Here is a 17832-nt window from a genome sequence, read left to right on the forward strand (position 1 = left end):
TTCTTGGCCTTTGCCGATCGCTTCCTGACCCTGGGGCGCGACGCGCACTCCGGAGAAGTCCTCGCCCGCGGCGGCGATCCGGAAGCCCACAGCATCCTTCAACGCACCGGCTTTGTCCCCGTCGTCCGCCTCCACGAGACCTATCACCGCCTGCCCATCGGTCTCGACATAGCCGAGGAGGAACGTCTCGCCACCCGTGTCGTGGCCCGGCTGCGCGCTGTGCGCTACCACGTCGACGCCGATGATGCCTTCGACACCGAGACGCGCGAGGCGCACTTCCAGCCACTCGGCTCGCTGGTCGCCGACCTCGCCGAGCGGATCCGTGAAGCCACCACGAGCGGCGAGGTCGCCGACGCGCTGACCGAACTGACTGCCTCCCACGACGGAGTGCTCATCGCGCTGGGCGACGTCCTCACCGCGACCGCCGCCTTCTACCAGGGCCTGGGCCAGGCCCCGGATCCGCACACCGCGAAGCGGCTGCAGTACCTCGGCGAGCACCGGCTCGGCGTCATCCGGTCCGACCTCACCCACATGCGCAACGACCTCGCCGACCGGCACCAGAACCACCCCCAGCGCCGCGCTTGCACCGCCGACGTCGGGCCGGACGAACGCGAAGCCTCCGCCATCTGCGCCTGTCCTGCACCTCCGTCGCGCCTGACCACCAGCCCCGCCCCCGCACCCACCGCAGCGGCCCCGGCAAACAGGCGGCGTTGAGCCCCGCCCCCTATTCCCTTCGAGGAGACCATGCACGACCCCACCCCCGACACCGGTCTCGGCTCGTTCGTTGCCGTCCTCGCCGGCGAACTGCCCGGCGCCTGGACCAGCACGTACCACCCGGACCACGGCGGCACCAACGACCGCGACGCCCTTACCGACCACGTGTGGGACATGAACGATGTCGCCGACACTCTGGCCAAGTACACCGTGGACCACTACGCCGTGCTAACCCGCGACGACGGCAGCCGACTGTTCGTGGCGGACCCGCTCGGGCACGGCGAGGGCTACCTGATCGCCGCTATGGCCCCCACCGACGCACCGGACGAGGCGTTCCGTGGCGTCCGTGAGCCCGACGGGATCGCGGTGGACGCCGACCCGTTCAGCGCCGCCGAGGACATCCATTACGACCTGCTGCCCCGGTACGACAAGGCCCTCGCCCAGGTCCGCGCCAACGCCGCCCGCCTCACGACGCCGCCGGCCACCGAGCCGGAACACGTGGTGATGACCTGGTCCGGCGACGCCCTCGTCGTCGACAAGCCCGACCGCGACGACATCGTCCAGGCCCTGACCGACTACGGCTTCGCCCTCGACGCGGAGAACGACGTCTTCGTCCTGTCCGGTGACGACTCCGCGCACCAGGCCGCGTCCGTACGAGCCGCCGGCCACCGCTTGTCCGAGCTGGGCGTCGGCGTCGTCCTACGTAATCCGCCCGCCCGGCCCGCCCTGGGCACCGCCGCGGTAGCGCCTCCGAGCCCGCCGGTCACCTCTCCGCACCGGGGCCGGTGACTCGCGCACACGGGGACGAGCCGACGTTCCTCGTCCTGGATTACGTGACGATCACCCGAGACCCGAAGACCGCGCTGGTCGTTGCCATCGGGGGCGACCAGCGCGCGGCCGGCCTCCTGCAGACCGCCGGCGGTTTCCGTTCCGCCCCAGGCCCACGCGGCGACTACCACCGCCTGCCGCACGCCCTGCCCGTCGAGGAGCAGCGTCAGGGTGCCACCGCCGCAGCCCATGCCCTGCTTCTGGCTGGGTACAGCGTCCATCTCGACCCCACGCTCAACACCCTGGCCACCCAGGGCAGCGACCGGCAAGCCGCCCACCGCCATCTCGAACAGCTCACCTCACTCGGCAGCGATGCCGGCAATGACCGGCAGGTCGCGGCGGTCCTGACCGAGATCGCGGCACCCGACGACGGCCTGCTGCCCCGCCTGACGCAGTCGCTGCTTGCGACCTGGGCATCGTGGGGCCGGCGTCTCAAGGACACCGGCCGTGACCCGCAGGTGGCGATGCAGCTGGGGGCCATCGTCAACAAACTGTCCACCCTCACCTGGCAGATCGAGCAGGTCCGCAACGACGTCGACCGGACCGGCCCCGCACCACAGCCCCACCCCCGCCCAGTGTCCACAGCGCCCTCGCCACTGGCTGCCCCCGCCGTTCGACAGCGCTGACCCGATCCCAGAACAGGAGCATGCCGTACGTGGGAAACCGCGCCGACGACGAAGGCACCGACGTCGAGATCTACATCAAACCGCTGACCGACACGGTCCACGCCGACACCCCCACCGATGCGCCCGAGGAGCTCCTGGCCCTGCTCGACAGCCTCGGCTTCGAACGCAAGACGGCGGCGACGGCCGGGCCCGTCTATGTCTGGCACGAGGTCCCCCACCGCCTCACCGAGGCCGAGAAGAAGAGGCTCGCCACCAGCGCCGTTCCCTCACTGCTCGTGGCCGGATACCTGGTCAACATCACCAACGCCGTCTGGGACGCCGCCGCCTATCAGGAGGCCGCAGAGGCAGTGCGCCACCAGCCCGTCGCCGCAGCCGCGCCGCACACCGCGACCGCCTCCGTCATCAGAGCCCACGGCACTCCGGCGACACCTCGTCGGCGGTGAGCCACGATCGAAAGGAGTCCCGCTCGTGAGCCTGGCGGACGAGCACGAGGTCGACGTCGAGTTCTATCACCGCGACGGAACGATCTACGTCGATACCCGCACCAGCGCCCCGGAGCAGCTGCTCGTCCTGCTCGACGGCCTCGGGCTCGAACGCCACAGCGACGAGGGCGAGATCTGGCATCAAGTCCCCGACCAGATGGACGAGATCGCCATGAAGGACATGGCCGATCGGGCTGCGTGGCTGCTGACCCGCCACGGCTTCCAGGTCTCCATCGATGCGGGCCTCTTCGGCGGCACCGCCTACCGCGCCGCCCTCGCCCCATCCCCAGCACACCGGCCGGCACCCGCGCCCGCAGCGCCTGCCCCGAGCGCGTCGCGCCCTCGCCGTACGCGCTGACCACCCACCGCGCCGACCCCGCACGGGGGCGGCCCAGCCCTCACCTGGAGTACCTGTCACCCGCGAAACCGACCGCACCCCACCGCCCATCACAGCCGACCGCAAGCCGCGCCTGGTCACCGCCCTCTTCCGCCGCTACCTGCGTGCCGTCACCGCCGGCAGCCGCACACGGACCAACCTGTTGGTCGGCGGGCACCCCGAAGCGGCCCTCGACGAAGCCCGTCGCCGGGACATGTTCCCTCTCGTCGACAGCCACCACATCCGCCACCACAACTAGTAGCCCGACCTGGCCCGTTCAGGAGGCCCATGACCAACCCCCCGCCCCTCACCTCGGTACGGCTCGCTGACGACATCGCACGCCAGCTCAGCCAGCTCACACAGCTCTTGGCCCAGTCGCCGCCGCACGAGGCCGCCCAGATTCTCGGCAAGGTCCTCGACTACGACGAGGGCCTGCTCGGACGAGTCACCGAACTGGTCGCTACCGGATCACGCTTCGCCCAGGACCACTCCCAGCGCGGCATCCTGCACCCCGAGGTGTGGCTGGCCCTGGGACGCGCGGCCAACGAACTCGACAGCGTGGGCGAGGACCTCAACGAGCACACCGGCACGATCAAACAGCTCGCCACGTCCGCCACCCCGTCCACCAGCCCGGCTGCGCGGCCCGCCGGATCGGCGATGGTCGTCAGGCGGCACCGGTGAGACAGAACAAGCAGTGGTCCGGCTGGGGCGCCGCCGGTCAGCAGGCCCAGCAGCACTACCTCGTCGAGCCCCGCTATCTCGCCGGCGGCGGCGACCTGCGCCACGTCACCGAGTACCTGCGCGCCTCCGGGTGGAAGGACAAGTCCAAGAGCGGCGGCCCCATCGTCTTCGACAGCCCGGACAAGTTCGTGCGCATCGGATACGACCCGTTCACCCAGCCCGGCGGCTGGACCATCAGCGGGAAGCAGACCGCGCACCAGGAGGCATGGCACGCCACCTTCGGCCGGCAGACGCCCGTCGAAATCGTCGCCGGTATCACCGACGCCCTGTTCAAGGAGCGCAAGGCGCACGCCCCCAACGTGTGGGAGCCCCTGCAGCAACAGGGCTGGGAGACCGAGCGAGGCCAGCACTTCACCGCCCGCAGCCCGGACGGCGACGCCTTCGTCCGCTTCCACCAGTCCAGCCCCGGGCAGGCGCACTGGTGGGCCGGTGCTCGCAACGAACACGGCCGGGTGTGGGAGGCGATGTTCACGCCGACCACGCCGATGGATCTGGTGCAGGCATTCAGCACGGCGCTCGCGGACCCGCAGCCCGTGCTGCGGCCCCTCGGCCGCGTCCCGCCCTCCCAGCGGATCCGCACCACCTCCGTGTCCGTCCTACCGTCCCAGCTCGGCGCGTGGCAGCAGGCCAGGATCACCGCCGCCAGAGCGGCCACATGGGCCCGCAACTCCTTCGCCACCAACCGGGCCCGCTCCAGCCCCGGCGCTCGCCCGTACGCGACGTCCGACGGCCGACGCCGCTGACCGGCCTCGGGTGGACACGCCCGCCGCCCTGTCCCCAACTTTCCTCGATGGCAAGGAGGTTCATCACCGATCTGAACTGCGACGACACCCTCACCACAGGGGATATCCACAGGGCTGTCCACAGCCTGGCCCCGCTCACCACCACGTTTCACTCAAGGACGCTGATGCCCAACCCCTCACACCCCAGCTCCGACCAGATCGCGCAGGCGATCGCAACCCTGACCCAGCTCAAGGACTATCTACGCAGCAACCCGCCTGTCACCGACGTGCTGCCGCTGCTGGCTCGCCTCCTCGACGAGGACACCGGCGCCCCCATCCTGCTCGGCGACGTCCTGCGCAACGCCGCGCACCTCGTCTCCCAGCAGGCCGCCAGCACCCAGATCGACGAGATCCGCCTGATCATCGACGGGCTCCGGGACGCCGCCCAGGAGGCCACGGACTGGCACGTCCTGCACTGGGACATCCAGCGCGTGGGCGGCCAGGCGTTCGCGCCCGCAGGTCCGCCGACGACTTCGTGACCCGCCCCTACATTGTCAGCAAGGCCGACGCCCCCTGGTCTCGTATCTGGTTCGACACCAGTCCCCGTCATCTCGCCGGGCCCGGCGACCCGCGCCATGTCACCCAGGCGCTGCGGGCCGGCGGCTGGAAGAACTACGCCGACCCCGACTTTCCCCATGTCGTCCTGGCCAGCCCCGACTTCCGCCACACGCTCGTACTCGAACCCGCTGCGGACTCGTACTCTGCCTGGTGGCGGATCTCCTCACAGCGCTGGCACGCGTCGTTCGGCGGCAACACACCCGCCGAGATCATCGCCGGATTCACCGACGCCCTCCTGCACCCCGCCCCGGCCACGGAGCCAGACGTGTGGCCGACCCTGCAAGCGGCGGACTGGACCTACGAGCGCGACGAGCGGGGCAATGAGAGTGCGCGCCATCCGGACGGCATCACCACCATGGAGCGGCGGGCGACGCTGACGAGCGACTACTTCAGCTGGAGCGCCGACGTCGCGCTCCCCACCGGGCTCGGCGGCCACCAGCGGCTGTGGCACGCGTACTTCGACAACCGCACACCCCGCCACCTGCTCGCCGCCTTCTCCACCGCCCTCACCGACCCCGCGCTCGTGCCGCGCGGCCACTACGACGTCCCGCACTCCCACCTGGTCACCCAGGTGGAACGCGGCGCCCATGGCGAGCAACTGGCCGCCGCCCACGAGGCGCGCCTGAAGGCCATCCGGGCCGCCGCCCGCAAGGCCCGCCGCAGTGGCGCGCCGACCACGCACCCCGTCCCGGCACCCGCCGCCGAGTTGGCCGCTGCTGCGGCCCGGGGCCGCTGAACCACGCGGCGCGGCGCCGGCCGCGCCGCGCCCCCTCGCCGTCACACCTGTATGCCCGAAGGCCCTTCTTGACCATTCCAACGGAACCCGCGAGCCCAGAGCACCGCCTCCATCTGAGCCAACTCGCCATCTACCTGCGGGAAAGCAGGCAGATCCTCGCCGCCTGGGACTCCTACTCCGACCAGCACTCCGACCCCGACACGCACCAGCCCTACGACGAGGACGCCTACGGCCTGCGCCAGCGTGACTCCGACACTTTGGTCTCCTTCGGCTGGGTATATGACCACGTCGACGAACTGGTGCACGTCGCCGAACAGCAGCTCGCCCAGCTGCCCACCTCCGTCCGGACCCGGCGCTACGCCTGGCAGGTGCGAGAACTGCGCGACAGCACCAAGGGGCTGTACGCCGTCCACGACGACTGGCTCGCCGTGCGCCGCGCACTGCCCGCGAGTGCCCGGCCCGGCACCGAGGCGTTCGAGGAACGGCTCGCCGAAAGCTACGCGGAAGCCTGGCACTACCTCGACCAGTGGGCGATCCACGGCCAGGCGCTCTTCGCCATCAACGCGCTGGCACAGAAGCGACCGAAGGCATCCGCGCCAGCACTGGTCACGGCGCCCCCCGTGCCCAAGGCCGCCGCAGCGTCGTCTGCGGCCCGGCGGTGGTGCGCGTGAGCGACACCGTCGAGCAGGCGCTCATCACCCCGCGCTATCTCGCGGGCGGCGGAGACCCGGGGTGGATCACCGTGCCGCTGCATCGCGCCGCCGGCTGGAGCTACGGACACGACCCGCTGATGCCGCGCGTCCTGCTCACCAGCCCGGACCAGCTCATCCAGCTGCGCCTGGACCCCGACCCGGACGATCCGGGCTGGTGGACCATCCGGCACGCGCGTACCGCGGATCACCCCGGCTGGACGGCCACCTTCGAAGCCCGCACCCCCGTCGAGATCATCACCGCCTTCACCGACGCCCTGACCGATCCATCCGGCCCGCCCACCGCAGCGCCCGATCCCTGCGCCCCGCTGCGGGACGCAGGCTGGCACACGCCGCCCCACCTCGGCAGCCTCGCCTCCCCCGACAACATCGCGCACGTCTGGCGGATCGGCGCCCCCGGTCGGGATCTGTGGAGCATCGAGACCGCGGTGATCCAGGACCCGACGATCTGGCGTGCCCTGTTCACCGGCACCACCCCGCTGCACCTGATCGCCGCCGTGACGCAGTCGCTCGCCGACCGGACGCCCATCCCCCGCGATCCGAGCCGGATCCCGGGCCTGGCCCGCGACCGCATGACCGTGCACACCCATCACCTCCCCGCGCCGGACATCGCCTTCGCCCTGGAGCGACGCGTCAGCACCCTCGCCGCCCGGCACCGCCCAGCGACCACTGCCCCACCCGCGCCGCACGGCCGTTCGCCGCGCCGCACCCGCTGACCGGCCCCGCCCGCGCCGCGCTCCTCACCCACGTACCTGGAACAGCCCTTGCCCCAGCCCTCCTCCTCGTCCACCGACGGCTACGACATAGCCTTCCGCGTCCTGGGCGTCGTCCTCGCCATCGCCGTCCCGCTGTCGAACGTGGCGTGGCTGGGCGGCAACCTCACCGCCTGGGCCACCGACACCGGTCCCCGTGCGCCGTATCAGCCCGTACAGGCCCTGCTCCATCCCGATCAGCTGTGGCCCCGCCTCGGCGACACATCCCTGCTGCTGGGCACCCGCATCCTGCCCGGCACCGTGCTACTCGCACTCGGGATCACGGCCGCCGTGCTGTACAAGCGACACAAGGACGGCATCGGCGGACGCAGGAAGCGCGTCGCCGGGATGGCCAAACAGCGGGACATCGAGCCGCTGATGTCCAAGGCCATCACCGCCAAGGCAAGATCATTGCGCCCAAGCCTGAAGGACGCCAAGCACCTCAACCCGGCCGACACCGGCATCCTGCTCGGCAACCTCCAGGGCACGAAGCACGAAGTGCGCATGGGGTACGAGGACGTCGCCGTCGCGATCATGGCGCCGCGCTCCGGCAAGACCACATCGCTGGCGATCCCCTCCATCCTCAACGCGCCCGGCCCGGTCCTGCTCACCTCCAACAAGGCGGCGGGCGACGCCTACACGGCCACGCTCGATGCGCGAGCGGCCGTCGGCCGGGCCTGGTCGATGGACCCGCAGCAGATCGCCCATGCCGAACGGGCCATGTGGTGGAACCCCTTGTCCGACGCCAAGACCCTCGACGGCGCCGGCAGGCTCGCCGGCCACTTCCTCGCCGCCTCGGTGGACGCCTCCCAGCAGGGCGACTTCTGGTCCAAGGCTGGCTCCAACATCCTCTCGCAGCTGTTCCTGGCCGCCGCCCTCGCCGAGCGGCCGATCACCGACGTGATGCAGTGGCTGGCCTTCCCTGCCGACCGGACCCCGCTGGACATCCTGCGCGACCACGGGTTCGCCGCCGTCGCCGCACAGTTGAAGGGCACCGTGGAGGGCCCGCCGGAGACCCGCGACGGCATCTACGAGACGGCCCGCCAGTACGCCGCCGCCCTGCTCAACAGCGAGATCGCCGCATGGGTGACCCCGCAGAAGGACGTGGCGGAGTTCAAGCCGGGCGAGTTCGTCGCCTCGAAGGACACGCTCTATCTGCTGTCGAAGGACGGCGGTGGCGGCGCCTCGGCCCTCATCGCCGCGTGCGCGGACTCCGTGATGCGGGCCGCGACCGCCCAGGCCGAACGCGCCGGAGGACGCCTCGACCCGCCCATGCTCGCGATCCTCGACGAGGCCGCCAACGTCTGCAAGATCTCGGACCTGCCGGACCTGTACTCCCACCTCGGCAGCCGCGGGATCATTCCCATCACGATCCTGCAGAGCTACCGGCAGGGTCAGAAAGTCTGGGGCGACGCGGGCATGGACGCCATGTGGTCCGCCTCCACGATCAAGGTCATCGGGTCCGGCATCGACGACCCGGACTTCGCCGACAAGCTGTCCCGTCTGATCGGTGACCACGACGTCGAGACCACCTCCACCTCGACCTCCGAGTCCGGTAAGTCCACGTCCGTCAGCATGCGGCAGGAACGCATCCTGGCCGCCGACGCCATCCGCGCCCTGCCCAAGGGCACCGCGCTCGCCTTCGCCACCGGCATGCGCGCGGCCATGCTCGACCTGCGTCCCTGGTATCTCGAGCCCGGCGCCGGCGATCTATCCGCCGCCTCCGCCCTCGCGTCCAAGGGCATCACCGAACGCGCCGTCGCCAAGGCCGCCCCGAAGCAGACCGACTTCGGCACCGCCGCCTAGTCCGCGCCCGCCTTCCCCCACTCAACTCGCCCACGGAGGCGCCCATTCACACCTACGAGCCCACCGACCTGGACGACATGGAGCCGCACGAAGCCGTGGATGCCGTCCTCGCCGACCTGCGCGACCACCGGATCACCAGTGATGGAAGTTGCCTGTTCGCCGCCACCCGGCACATCGGCCTGCTCTGCTTCGGGTTGCCCTCTTGAGGCGGATCATCCTCGACTTGTTCGCCGGGCCCGGCGGCTGGAGCCACGCGCTCACCGTCCTCGGCGCGCGAGATGTGGGCCTGGAGGGGGATGAGTGGGCCTGCAAAACCCGTGCCCAGGCAGGGCAGTTGACGATCCGGACCGACGTCGCCGTCTATCCGGCTTGGATCTTCTCTGGCCGGACCCTCGGGCTGATCGCCTCCCCTCCCTGTCAGGCATGGTCGATGGCGGGCAAGCGCCTCGGCCTCGTTGACCAGCCCCTCGTTCACCAGGCCGTCGCCAACCTTGCCGCCGGACGCGACACCCGCGAGCAACTGCTCGGCGCGTGCGCGGACCAGCGCTCCCTTCTGGCCGCCGAGCCCATGCGCTACCTGCACGCCCTCAACACGGTGGGCGAGCCCGAGTGGGTGCTCATGGAAGAAGTCCCCGATGTCCTGCCCCTGTGGCGGCAGTACGCGGCGATCCTGCGGGCCTGGGGATTCTCGGTATGGACCGGCATCCTCAACGCCGCCGACTACGGCGTCCCCCAGACGAGAAGGCGGGCGATCCTGCTCGCCTCCCGCACCCGCACCGCCGAACCTCCGCCGCCCACCCACGCACAGTCCGCCGAACCGGAGTCGCTGTTCGGGCCCGGCCGCGCCCGCTGGGTATCCATGGCCGAAGCCCTGGGCTGGGGCGCCACAGACCGTCCTGTGCCCACCGTGTGCGCTGGCGGCGGCCCGGGAGGCGGCCCCGAACCCTTCCCCTCCGGCTCACGCAAGACCCTGACCGACGCCCGCGACCGCGGCACCTGGACACCACACCCCGACGCCGAACTCGTCCTGGCCTCCCGGCCCGGTGAGAACCACACCGAAGATGCTCCGGCATCCACGTTCACCGCCGAGGCGCACCGCTGGTCATGGTCACTGCGCAGCAACAACCAGACCAACGCCACCGTGCGCCGGGCCGACGAGCCCGCCGGCACCCTGTTCTTCGGCCACCGGGCCAACGAGTGCACCTGGGTCTCCAACACCGCCTCCGGCCTTCCGGACGACGAGCAGCGAGCGGCGCCGACCCCGATCAAGATCACCGCCCGGGAAGCGGGCGTGCTGCAGAGCTTCCCCGCCAACTACCCGTGGCAGGGCAACAAGGGCCAGACCTTCTCGCAGATCGGCAATGCCGTCCCCCCGCGCCTGGCAGCCCACCTGCTCGCCCCACACCTGAACAAGCCCTTCAACCCCGACGACTTCATCCTCGCCGCCTGATGCCCCACACCCCCGAACCCGACGACGACCTCGACCGCGTGCCGACGCCGGTCCACTACGCCGAGCAGTCCCTGCTTGGCGCCCTCCTCCTAGAACCTGCGCGTCTGACCGACACCGAGCCGCTGATCGCTCACCACTTCGACAGCCATACCCACGCCGCGCTGTTCACCGCGATCCGCACGCTCCCGCCGCCCGACCTGGCCGACCACGCCAAGGACACTGCCTGGCTCAACGCTGTTCTGGACCATGCGCGTCCGCACGCTCCCGGCCTGAACGCCTCCTACCTTCACACCCTCATCCAGTTCTGCCCGCTGCCGAAGCACGCGGCGGCGTACGCCAGGATGATCCGCGCCGACAATGCCCGCAGGGTTCTGCGCGCCCACGCCGGGCGTCTCGCGTCCACCGCAACGGACCCGAGCCTGCCCTACCCGGTCGCCTCGACGCTCGGCATGGCCGACGACATCGGCCGTGTCCTGGACGCCCTCGCCGCACAGTTCGCCCCGCACCCCGGCTCCTTCCCCCGCACTCCACTCCCTGCGGATGTCCTACGGCCGGCCGGCGAGGAGGACCTCGATGAAGAACGCTTCCTTCTTGCGACCGCCACCGCCTACCCGGCTGAGGTACAGCACATGAGGTGGCTGACCGAGGCGGACTTCCTGCTGCCGCTGCACGCCGCGCTCTGGCAGTCCATCACCTCGCTGGTCCACCGCGGCGACATGGTCGACCCCGTCACCGTCCTCGGCGAGGCCCAGCACCACGGCGTGCTCACCGGCACCCTGACACCCGAGGACCTGATGGCCCTGGTCTCCACGCCCGCCGGCTCACCCGAGTACTGGGGCGAGAAGATCCTCCAACGCGCTCTCCTCGCCCGCGCCCAGACGGTCGCCGCACGGATCACCGCCTACACCGACGACCTGGCCAACACCCCCCACCAGTTCGTCACCGGCAGCCGCCGCGCCCTGGCCGACCTCAACTCCCTGCGTACCCGCTGGATGCGCGCCACAACACCCTCGCCCGCTCCCACCAAAAGCCAGCCGGCACGCCGCGGGCAACTGCCCCACGCGACCGGTCCTCCGCCCCAGCCCGCACTACTCAGCCCGCGCGCCCACCGATGACCCACTATCGGGCCCGGCCGTCCGCCGACCGGGCCGGGACCCGAAACGAGTACGCCTTCCATGCCCGGCATTCCTCCCGACGCCCCATCCGCCTCGACGCCCAGGTCTTCCTCGCGTCCATCCCGCCCACCCCACCGCCGTCGTCGCACGCCCCGGCAGGCGCAGACGCACCGCACAGGCCCTCCTGGCCGCCCACGGCTTCGACTCTCTCGACGAGCGCACCATGGTCCTGGCCCGGATCGACCGTGAGGAGCCGTACTGGGCTGGCACGGATGGTCCTGCAGTCCACCCATGCCCGCGAGCAGGGCCCGGGGCCGCACAACACCGTGGCGGCCTTGGTGGACCCCGTGTGCGGTCTACCGCTCCTCCTCAAGAGGTTCCGCGGAGACACCGACGAGAACTACGGCAGCGATCAACAGTTCGTTCTCCCAGACACCGACAAGACGGCCGTACTCGACCTCCGGGCCACGGTGGAGCGACCTCCCTCCAGCCTTGCGCCCGGCGGCCGAACCGATCCCGCGGCAGCCGCCTCGGAGGCGCGCTCCGCCGGGTTCGAGCCGTTGGAGCCCTATCCCGGGAAAACCACCGACCGGTGGCGCTGCCGCTGCATGTGCAACACGGACATCACACTCACTCTGACCAGCATCAGAGGAGGCCGCACCGCGTGCGGCACGTGCTCCCAAGGCCCGACTCGGTAACCATCGGTCACAACGTGCCAAAGGCAAACGCCACACCCAGACCGTCATGGCGCTCGCCCGCCGCCAGGGTCAACGTTCTCTGCGCTCTCCTGCGCGACAGACGATGCTACGAGCTCACACCGCCAATGGCCCGAGCGGCTTGACAAACGGCACTAGGAATCGACGTTGATGCCGTAGTCCGCGGCCAAGCCCGCCAGCCCGGTGTCGTAGCCCTGGCCGACAGCACGCACCTTCCAGCCCGAACCATGTCGATAGACCTCCACAGCGATGGCGACGGTCTCGCGCGAAACGAAGGGAGCTGCCTCGAAGGACAATCTTTCACCGGAGGGTTGGGTGATGTCCGCGCGCCAAGTGGAGTGCTGGTCGAAGACAGCCATGGGCTGGGATTCGAGGTCGATGCTGGCGATGACTGCCACGGTGTGGATGTCGTCGGGAATCTCGGGCAGCTCCGCGGTGATGGTGTCACCGTCGGTGCGGACTCCTTCGTGGTGGGGATGGTTATAGAAGACGAGGTCCTGGTCGCTGCGGACCTTGCCGTGGCGGGTAAGTAGGACGGCGGAGACATCAACGGGCGTACCGGTGGCGGTGACGCGCACCATTACCCGCTCGGATGCGAGATGGGCATTAGCGCCCTTGCCTAGCACGTTCCCGGCCTCGTGCTGTGCCTCTGGGGCAGCCTTGACCGCATCCGCGTCGGATGCCTCTGCGGGTCGGCTGGTACCGGTTAGCGCGGCGAGGGCGTCCTGGAAGAGGGGCCAGCCTTCGGCTTCTTCACCAGGCCAGGGCCAGGCCAGGCGGTGGGCGCCGAACTGTTTAGGTGTAGGCGGATGTCCGAGGGCCTCGTAGAGCTGCACATAGCGCAGGCTTTCCTCGGCCAGGCGGCTGAGCTGCCACTGCCGTTGGGCTTCTTCAGGCTGGTTCATGCGGAGGTCGTTGTCGACGGCAATGCCGCCGAGCGCCGTGTAAACGCGCTGGGCGAAGACGTGGCCGTCATTCGGCAGTAGACGAGCCGGACGCTGTTGCTGGGCTGCAGCAGGCTCGCCGATCGCGGTGTACAGGGCGCCGAGGTCACCACCGGTCCATTGACTGGCAGCGTTGGTGGCGAACTGGGCGAACTGAATCAAGGTAGGCGGCTTGCCCTTCGCGGCCACGAACCGGTGATGGGCACGGGCAACGTCTTCCAACGCGGCGCGCCACCGCCCCTCCAGGTAGGCGTCGAGATACTGCTCTGCCCAGGCACGGCGATGGCGGGTGACGATGTCACGCACCCGCTCAAAGCCTTCGCGGCGGCTGCCGCTGCTGTGACTCATCGTCAGGGTGAAGGAACCGATCGCCGTGTCCACCGGTAGCTCCCTGCGCTCCCGGACGATCTCCTCCTCCGGCCCCAAATGCCGCTCAGCAATGCGCAGTTCCTCGAACAGATCCGGCGAGACAGGACAGCCGACGGCATGCAGCGCGGTGAGGGGACGGTTGTAATAGTCAGCCACACCAGACAGAGGGGCGCGGGAGTAAGGGCCTTCGCACACGAACCAGGCGGTCAGCGCGACACCGTGCCAGAACTCCAGGGCGGGGCCAATCGTTTGGGCCATCAGCTGGTGGGGCCGGGGATTGCTGACGATGGCGCCAGGGTGGCGCTGCAGCGTCACCGACTGCCAGAGACGGTCCACCTGCTCGTTGACGGAGGCGGGCAGCACCTGCCGGTACAGCTGCTGGGTGATTCCATGGTCGTCCTGCCAGGCGAAGGACATGATCTCGTTGTCGACGAGTCCCCATAGCGGCCGCATGCCAGGGCTTTGGACAGCATGCGTGTGGTCGAAGCCTGTCCACCAGCCACGCAGGGCTGCAACACGTTCTTCGACGGGGGAAAGGGAGGTCGGGCCACCGAGGAAGGCCGCGAGCATGGCATGGATTTCGTCCTCCGGGATGCCCGCCTCAGCGGCCATGCCAGCTGCCTGGGCGGACATCCCCACGTACAGGCGCGGCTCGGGCAGCGCGGTGATGACTTCCTCGTCCGGGTGCGGTGGCGCCTGCAGGTAGTCCAGTACGGTCAGCCAGTTGCCAGCGAAGTAGCCGGAGACCACCGGCTGCAGCGCCCGGGTCAGGACTCGTCTGGCCAGAGCGGTACCGGCCTTGGCCTTCTTGGCGAAGCTGGCAATGAGTGCCTGCGTCTGCTGGATGCGGTGGCGGGTGACGAGTTGCAGAGGATCAGTGGCGGTGAGGGTGTCCAGGAGCCGGAGGCGGGCGCGTTGCTGCCCGCGCCGGTCCAGCCGGTGCCAGCCGCCGCCGAAGCGGAACTCCTCGAGCGCATCCTGGCCCAGGCCCAGCAGACGGTAGCGTTCTTCGATACCGGCCCACTGTTCCTGTTGGTCTTCGACGGTCCCGGCCGGTCCGGCTGCCCGCACCCGGACCGGCTCCAGCAACGCCTCGAACAACGGCACCAGTAGCGCCCACAGCAGTACCGCGTCCGCGCCCTCCACAACGCTGACCCGAGCGGTGTCATCGGTGGCCAACGTCACCGCGTGGGCGGCGCGTTCGCGCAACAGATGCGGCAGGTTGACTGCTCCTGCCTTCACGGAGAGCTTTTGCGGCAGGTACCACGCACCGCGTTGCTGTTGCTCCCGCACACCGAACTTCTCAGCACACCAAGCCTCCTCCGACCCGCTGAGCCCAAGCACTTCAACGCTGTCCGCAGCCTGTGGTCCTTTGCCTCTGATCACCGAAGCCACTCGCTCGCCGCCCAGTGCAGCGGCCAGCAGCCTGGCCGCGAGCGCGTCGAGCTCGGCGAAGCGCTGGTGCTGCCCGGAAGCCGCCTCCAAAGCAAGCCCGTCTTCGGGAGATGCGCCCATGACAGGCTGCCACCAGCGCGGCTCATCACTGGCCACCGGTCAGCCTCCGCATGTACTCGACGAACTGTTCAAACGGCATCGGCGTCGCGGTGTTTTGCGCGTAGACGGCGTAGCGCTGGGCCATCAGCTGCATCTCCCGCTCCGCCCGCCGAGCTTCCACCCGGCCCAAATCGTGCACCACCCGCTGTTCCACACGCCCCTGCTCGTACAGCACGAACGCATCAACCCCGCCTGGGACTGCGCCATCAGAGGCCGCCTCTCCAGTGCCGTTACCGTCCTGTACCTGTTCCAGCGTGACGGGGTTGATCAGCGGGACGTCGAGCAACACTGCTGGATCCATGTCGTTGTCCGCGCACATGGCCTCCAGATGGTCCTCCAGGCCGAGTTCGGCATGGCATACCACGTCCAGGTACTGCTGGTCGACAGCCAGGCCGGGATGCCTCAGTACGCGCACACCACGCCCGATGAACTGGTAGAACTCGCCGAAGCTGCCATAGGGGCGCACCGGCACCACCACGGTGATGGGCGGAAAGTCGTAGCCCTGGCCGAGCATCCGCAGCTGCACGATGCCTTGCAGATCTCCCGCGTCAGACTCGAAACGCCGCCGGGTGGCTTTGATCGTCGAGGCCGACATGCTGTGGTGCAGCGTGCCGCAGGGGATGCCATGCTCTTCAGCGATCCGGGCGATCTGCTGCGCATGGGCCTCACCCATCGCCGCGAACAGCGCCCGGGGTTTGACCGGGGCCAGCAGCTTGGCCTGGGCATCCAGACAGGCCCGCGTCACGGTCATGACGTGCCGGATCGACGCCTCGGACTGCGCCGTGATGCGAGCCATCTTCCGCTCGTCCCCCAACGCCGCCAGCAAGGCATCACGGCCCACGATCTGTTCGCGGCGTCCGTCGGGCCACACCGCCTCGTACACCGTCGTCGCCACCTCCGGGGCGAACCGGTGCACACGCAAGTTCTTCGCGGAGCCGTCCGCGACGGAGTCCACCAGCCGGTAGCGGTAGACGACATCGGCGTCGATCGGTTTGCCGTCCAGGCGCTGGAAACACGCCGACATCAGCAGCGTGCGTGCACCCTCGAAGTGGGCGAACAGCCGCTGGTAGGAGGCACTGGCCGCGATGTGAGCCTCGTCCACGACGATGAAGTCGACATCCTCCGGCTCCAGCTTGGCCAGCAGGTCCCCATCCTTGTCGCCGGTGCCCAGCGCGTGGAAGTTCGTGACCAGCACATCTGCGGCCAGCAGCCGCTGTCTACTCACCCGGCTGATCTGCCCGTCGTCCCTGTCCAGGACCAACGTGGCCGGCGGGCGCGCGCCCGGCAGCAGCGGGCCGCCCGCCAGTCCGTACAGAACATTGCCCGGCATACCCGGATCGAGTGCCTTGGCGAACGTGCCGCGGATGACCGATCCAGGAGTCACCACCAGCGCCCGCCGCCTGCTGAAGGACAACGCGGCCGCCACTCCCAGAGCGGTCTTGCCGGCCCCGACCGCCATCACCGTGGCCGCATGCCGTCCTCCGGACGCGTAGTAGTTGGCCAGCGCGGCCAGAGCCTCGTCCTGGCACGCCCGCAACGGCTCCCGCGCCACCGAAGCGCGCGCACCGGCGAAGTAGGACCCACCGGCCGCTGGCTGGGCGCCCAGAGGCGGATCGGCCGCCCTCAAGGGATCCCCCGCCATCTCCGGGACCTCAATACGCGGTACGGCGACCACGAACGGCGCAAGCGCCGCATCCTGGCGCAGCATCGCCTGCAGCTGGGCAACGCAGCGCGCGGTGTCCAGGCGCACCGCATCATAGGAAAACCGCAGCACCGTCAGCCCCGTAGCGGCCAGGTCGTTCTGCCGCAGCCGGTCGTAGGTGAAGGCCCCCCGGTCACTGTGGAAGGTGAACCCGTCCAACTCGACGGCCAGTTGCAGCGACGCGCCTGAGATCAGGTAGTCCAGCCGGTAGGTGCGTTCATTGACCGTCACCGGATGCTGGCTGCGTACATGCGCCACGATGCCCCGCTCCGCAGCCGGAGTGAGCACCCAGCGCAAGAACGCCTCTTCCAGATACGACGCCGAAGGGATCACCTGGTGCAGTCCCGTGCTCATGCAGCCCCGCCAACCGCAGCTTCCTGCACCAACGCACCGACCTTCTCCGACAGCCGGGCCACCGCGTCCTCGCCCTGTCCGAAACGGGCCAACCGCCATGCCACGCCAAGAGCTTCTTCGAGAGCACCTTCGCGTTCCAGCAGCACAATGAGCCGAGACACGGACGTCACATGCACGAACGACTCCGGGACGGGACCGGTGTCGAAGGACACCGCCTGAGGGGCTGCCTCCATCAACTCCAGGTCCAGCAGCGCGAACACCTCGAGCAGCTCAAGCCCTTCAGGATAGGAGCGCCGACCGCTCCACAAACGGTCCACCGCGCCCTGCAGGACGAAGTGGTAATCCATCGCCCCACCGGGAAGCTCCAGCGCCTCCCAGACCCGTGCGACCAGGTCCGCTCCGCCCGCCTCTATAGGCACATGCCGACTGGCCGGCGTTGCCGACGTACTTCCCTCAGCAGTCGGCCACATCGGTGATCCATACGACACCTCCGGGCGGACTCGTGCCTCTGGCAGTG

18 protein-coding genes are annotated in these 17832 nt (G+C 69.8%); 15 read left to right on the plus strand and 3 right to left on the minus strand.

Features of this window, described 5'->3' with window-relative positions; all coding sequences use genetic code 11:
* The first annotated feature begins 3 nt into the window (after positions 1-3).
* The 15 genes from OG870_RS06045 to OG870_RS06115 all read left to right on the plus strand — a co-directional run bounded on the left by OG870_RS06045 (position 4) and on the right by OG870_RS06115 (position 11676).
* The gene (locus tag OG870_RS06045) at positions 4-714 is read left to right on the plus strand and encodes a hypothetical protein (protein ID WP_327690723.1); all 711 of its coding nucleotides are present in this window, start codon (positions 4-6) and stop codon (positions 712-714) included.
* 30 nt (positions 715-744) lie between these two features.
* Complete coding sequence (locus tag OG870_RS06050; RefSeq protein ID WP_327690724.1) at positions 745-1503, plus strand: hypothetical protein; 759 nt, start codon at positions 745-747, stop codon at positions 1501-1503.
* A gap of 44 nt (positions 1504-1547) precedes the next feature.
* Complete coding sequence (locus tag OG870_RS06055) at positions 1548-2168, plus strand: hypothetical protein (RefSeq protein WP_266586560.1); 621 nt, start codon at positions 1548-1550, stop codon at positions 2166-2168.
* Positions 2169-2188: 20 nt separating this feature from the next.
* Entirely contained in the window at positions 2189-2611 is a 423-nt protein-coding gene (locus tag OG870_RS06060) for a hypothetical protein (RefSeq protein ID WP_266586558.1), read from the plus strand.
* 25 nt (positions 2612-2636) lie between these two features.
* Positions 2637-3008, plus strand: a complete 372-nt coding sequence (locus OG870_RS06065; RefSeq protein ID WP_266586556.1) for a hypothetical protein — start codon at positions 2637-2639, stop codon at positions 3006-3008.
* A 306-nt stretch (positions 3009-3314) separates the two neighbouring features.
* Positions 3315-3707: a hypothetical protein gene (locus OG870_RS06070; protein WP_327690725.1), complete on the plus strand. Its 393-nt coding sequence runs from the start codon at positions 3315-3317 to the stop codon at positions 3705-3707.
* Positions 3704-4510: a DUF317 domain-containing protein gene (locus OG870_RS06075; RefSeq protein ID WP_327690726.1), complete on the plus strand. Its 807-nt coding sequence runs from the start codon at positions 3704-3706 to the stop codon at positions 4508-4510. Before OG870_RS06070 ends, OG870_RS06075 begins: the two co-directional genes overlap by 4 nt.
* Positions 4511-4674: 164 nt before the next feature.
* Entirely contained in the window at positions 4675-5028 is a 354-nt protein-coding gene (locus tag OG870_RS06080) for a hypothetical protein (RefSeq protein WP_266586550.1), read from the plus strand.
* Complete coding sequence (locus OG870_RS06085) at positions 5025-5843, plus strand: DUF317 domain-containing protein (protein WP_327690727.1); 819 nt, start codon at positions 5025-5027, stop codon at positions 5841-5843. Before OG870_RS06080 ends, OG870_RS06085 begins: the two co-directional genes overlap by 4 nt.
* A gap of 68 nt (positions 5844-5911) precedes the next feature.
* The gene (locus OG870_RS06090; RefSeq protein WP_266586546.1) at positions 5912-6514 is read left to right on the plus strand and encodes a hypothetical protein; all 603 of its coding nucleotides are present in this window, start codon (positions 5912-5914) and stop codon (positions 6512-6514) included.
* The gene (locus tag OG870_RS06095) at positions 6511-7269 is read left to right on the plus strand and encodes a DUF317 domain-containing protein (RefSeq protein ID WP_266586544.1); all 759 of its coding nucleotides are present in this window, start codon (positions 6511-6513) and stop codon (positions 7267-7269) included. The genes OG870_RS06090 and OG870_RS06095 overlap by 4 nt, the downstream gene beginning before the upstream one ends.
* Before the next feature lie 48 nt (positions 7270-7317).
* A complete protein-coding gene (locus tag OG870_RS06100; protein ID WP_266586542.1) occupies positions 7318-9111 on the plus strand; it encodes a type IV secretory system conjugative DNA transfer family protein in 1794 nt (597 codons plus the stop codon).
* A gap of 77 nt (positions 9112-9188) precedes the next feature.
* Positions 9189-9317: a hypothetical protein gene (locus tag OG870_RS06105; RefSeq protein WP_266586540.1), complete on the plus strand. Its 129-nt coding sequence runs from the start codon at positions 9189-9191 to the stop codon at positions 9315-9317.
* Positions 9318-9322: 5 nt separating this feature from the next.
* Positions 9323-10561 (plus strand): DNA cytosine methyltransferase, encoded by a 1239-nt coding sequence (locus OG870_RS06110; protein ID WP_266588544.1) that lies wholly within the window; start codon positions 9323-9325, stop codon positions 10559-10561.
* A complete protein-coding gene (locus tag OG870_RS06115; protein ID WP_266586538.1) occupies positions 10561-11676 on the plus strand; it encodes a DnaB-like helicase N-terminal domain-containing protein in 1116 nt (371 codons plus the stop codon). Before OG870_RS06110 ends, OG870_RS06115 begins: the two co-directional genes overlap by 1 nt.
* 850 nt (positions 11677-12526) lie before the next feature.
* Here the strand turns inward: OG870_RS06115 and OG870_RS06120 are convergent.
* The 3 genes from OG870_RS06120 to OG870_RS06130 are packed head-to-tail and all read right to left on the minus strand — an operon-like array spanning position 12527 to position 17662.
* A complete protein-coding gene (locus OG870_RS06120; RefSeq protein WP_327690728.1) occupies positions 12527-15256 on the minus strand; it encodes a TerD family protein in 2730 nt (909 codons plus the stop codon).
* Complete coding sequence (locus OG870_RS06125) at positions 15246-17315, minus strand: DEAD/DEAH box helicase family protein (protein WP_327690729.1); 2070 nt, start codon at positions 17313-17315, stop codon at positions 15246-15248. The genes OG870_RS06120 and OG870_RS06125 overlap by 11 nt, the downstream gene beginning before the upstream one ends.
* The gene (locus tag OG870_RS06130) at positions 17312-17662 is read right to left on the minus strand and encodes a hypothetical protein (RefSeq protein ID WP_269649217.1); all 351 of its coding nucleotides are present in this window, start codon (positions 17660-17662) and stop codon (positions 17312-17314) included. The genes OG870_RS06125 and OG870_RS06130 overlap by 4 nt, the downstream gene beginning before the upstream one ends.
* Between the last annotated feature and the right edge of the window lie 170 nt (positions 17663-17832).

The organism is Streptomyces sp. NBC_00461 (genome assembly GCF_036013935.1).
In the GTDB taxonomy this organism is placed as follows: domain Bacteria; phylum Actinomycetota; class Actinomycetes; order Streptomycetales; family Streptomycetaceae; genus Streptomyces.

Bases quoted from the DNA above. Each gene is read 5' to 3' on its own strand.
- OG870_RS06050 (WP_327690724.1), top strand. From the start codon at position 745: ATGCACGACCCCACCCCCGACACCGGTCTCGGCTCGTTCGTTGCCGTC.
- OG870_RS06060 (WP_266586558.1), top strand. From the start codon at position 2,189: ATGCCGTACGTGGGAAACCGCGCCGACGACGAAGGCACCGACGTCGAG.
- OG870_RS06070 (WP_327690725.1), top strand. From the start codon at position 3,315: ATGACCAACCCCCCGCCCCTCACCTCGGTACGGCTCGCTGACGACATC.
- OG870_RS06080 (WP_266586550.1), top strand. From the start codon at position 4,675: ATGCCCAACCCCTCACACCCCAGCTCCGACCAGATCGCGCAGGCGATC.
- OG870_RS06105 (WP_266586540.1), top strand. From the start codon at position 9,189: ATGGAGCCGCACGAAGCCGTGGATGCCGTCCTCGCCGACCTGCGCGAC.
- OG870_RS06115 (WP_266586538.1), top strand. From the start codon at position 10,561: ATGCCCCACACCCCCGAACCCGACGACGACCTCGACCGCGTGCCGACG.
- OG870_RS06125 (WP_327690729.1), bottom strand. From the start codon at position 17,315: ATGAGCACGGGACTGCACCAGGTGATCCCTTCGGCGTCGTATCTGGAA.
- OG870_RS06130 (WP_269649217.1), bottom strand. From the start codon at position 17,662: ATGGATTACCACTTCGTCCTGCAGGGCGCGGTGGACCGTTTGTGGAGC.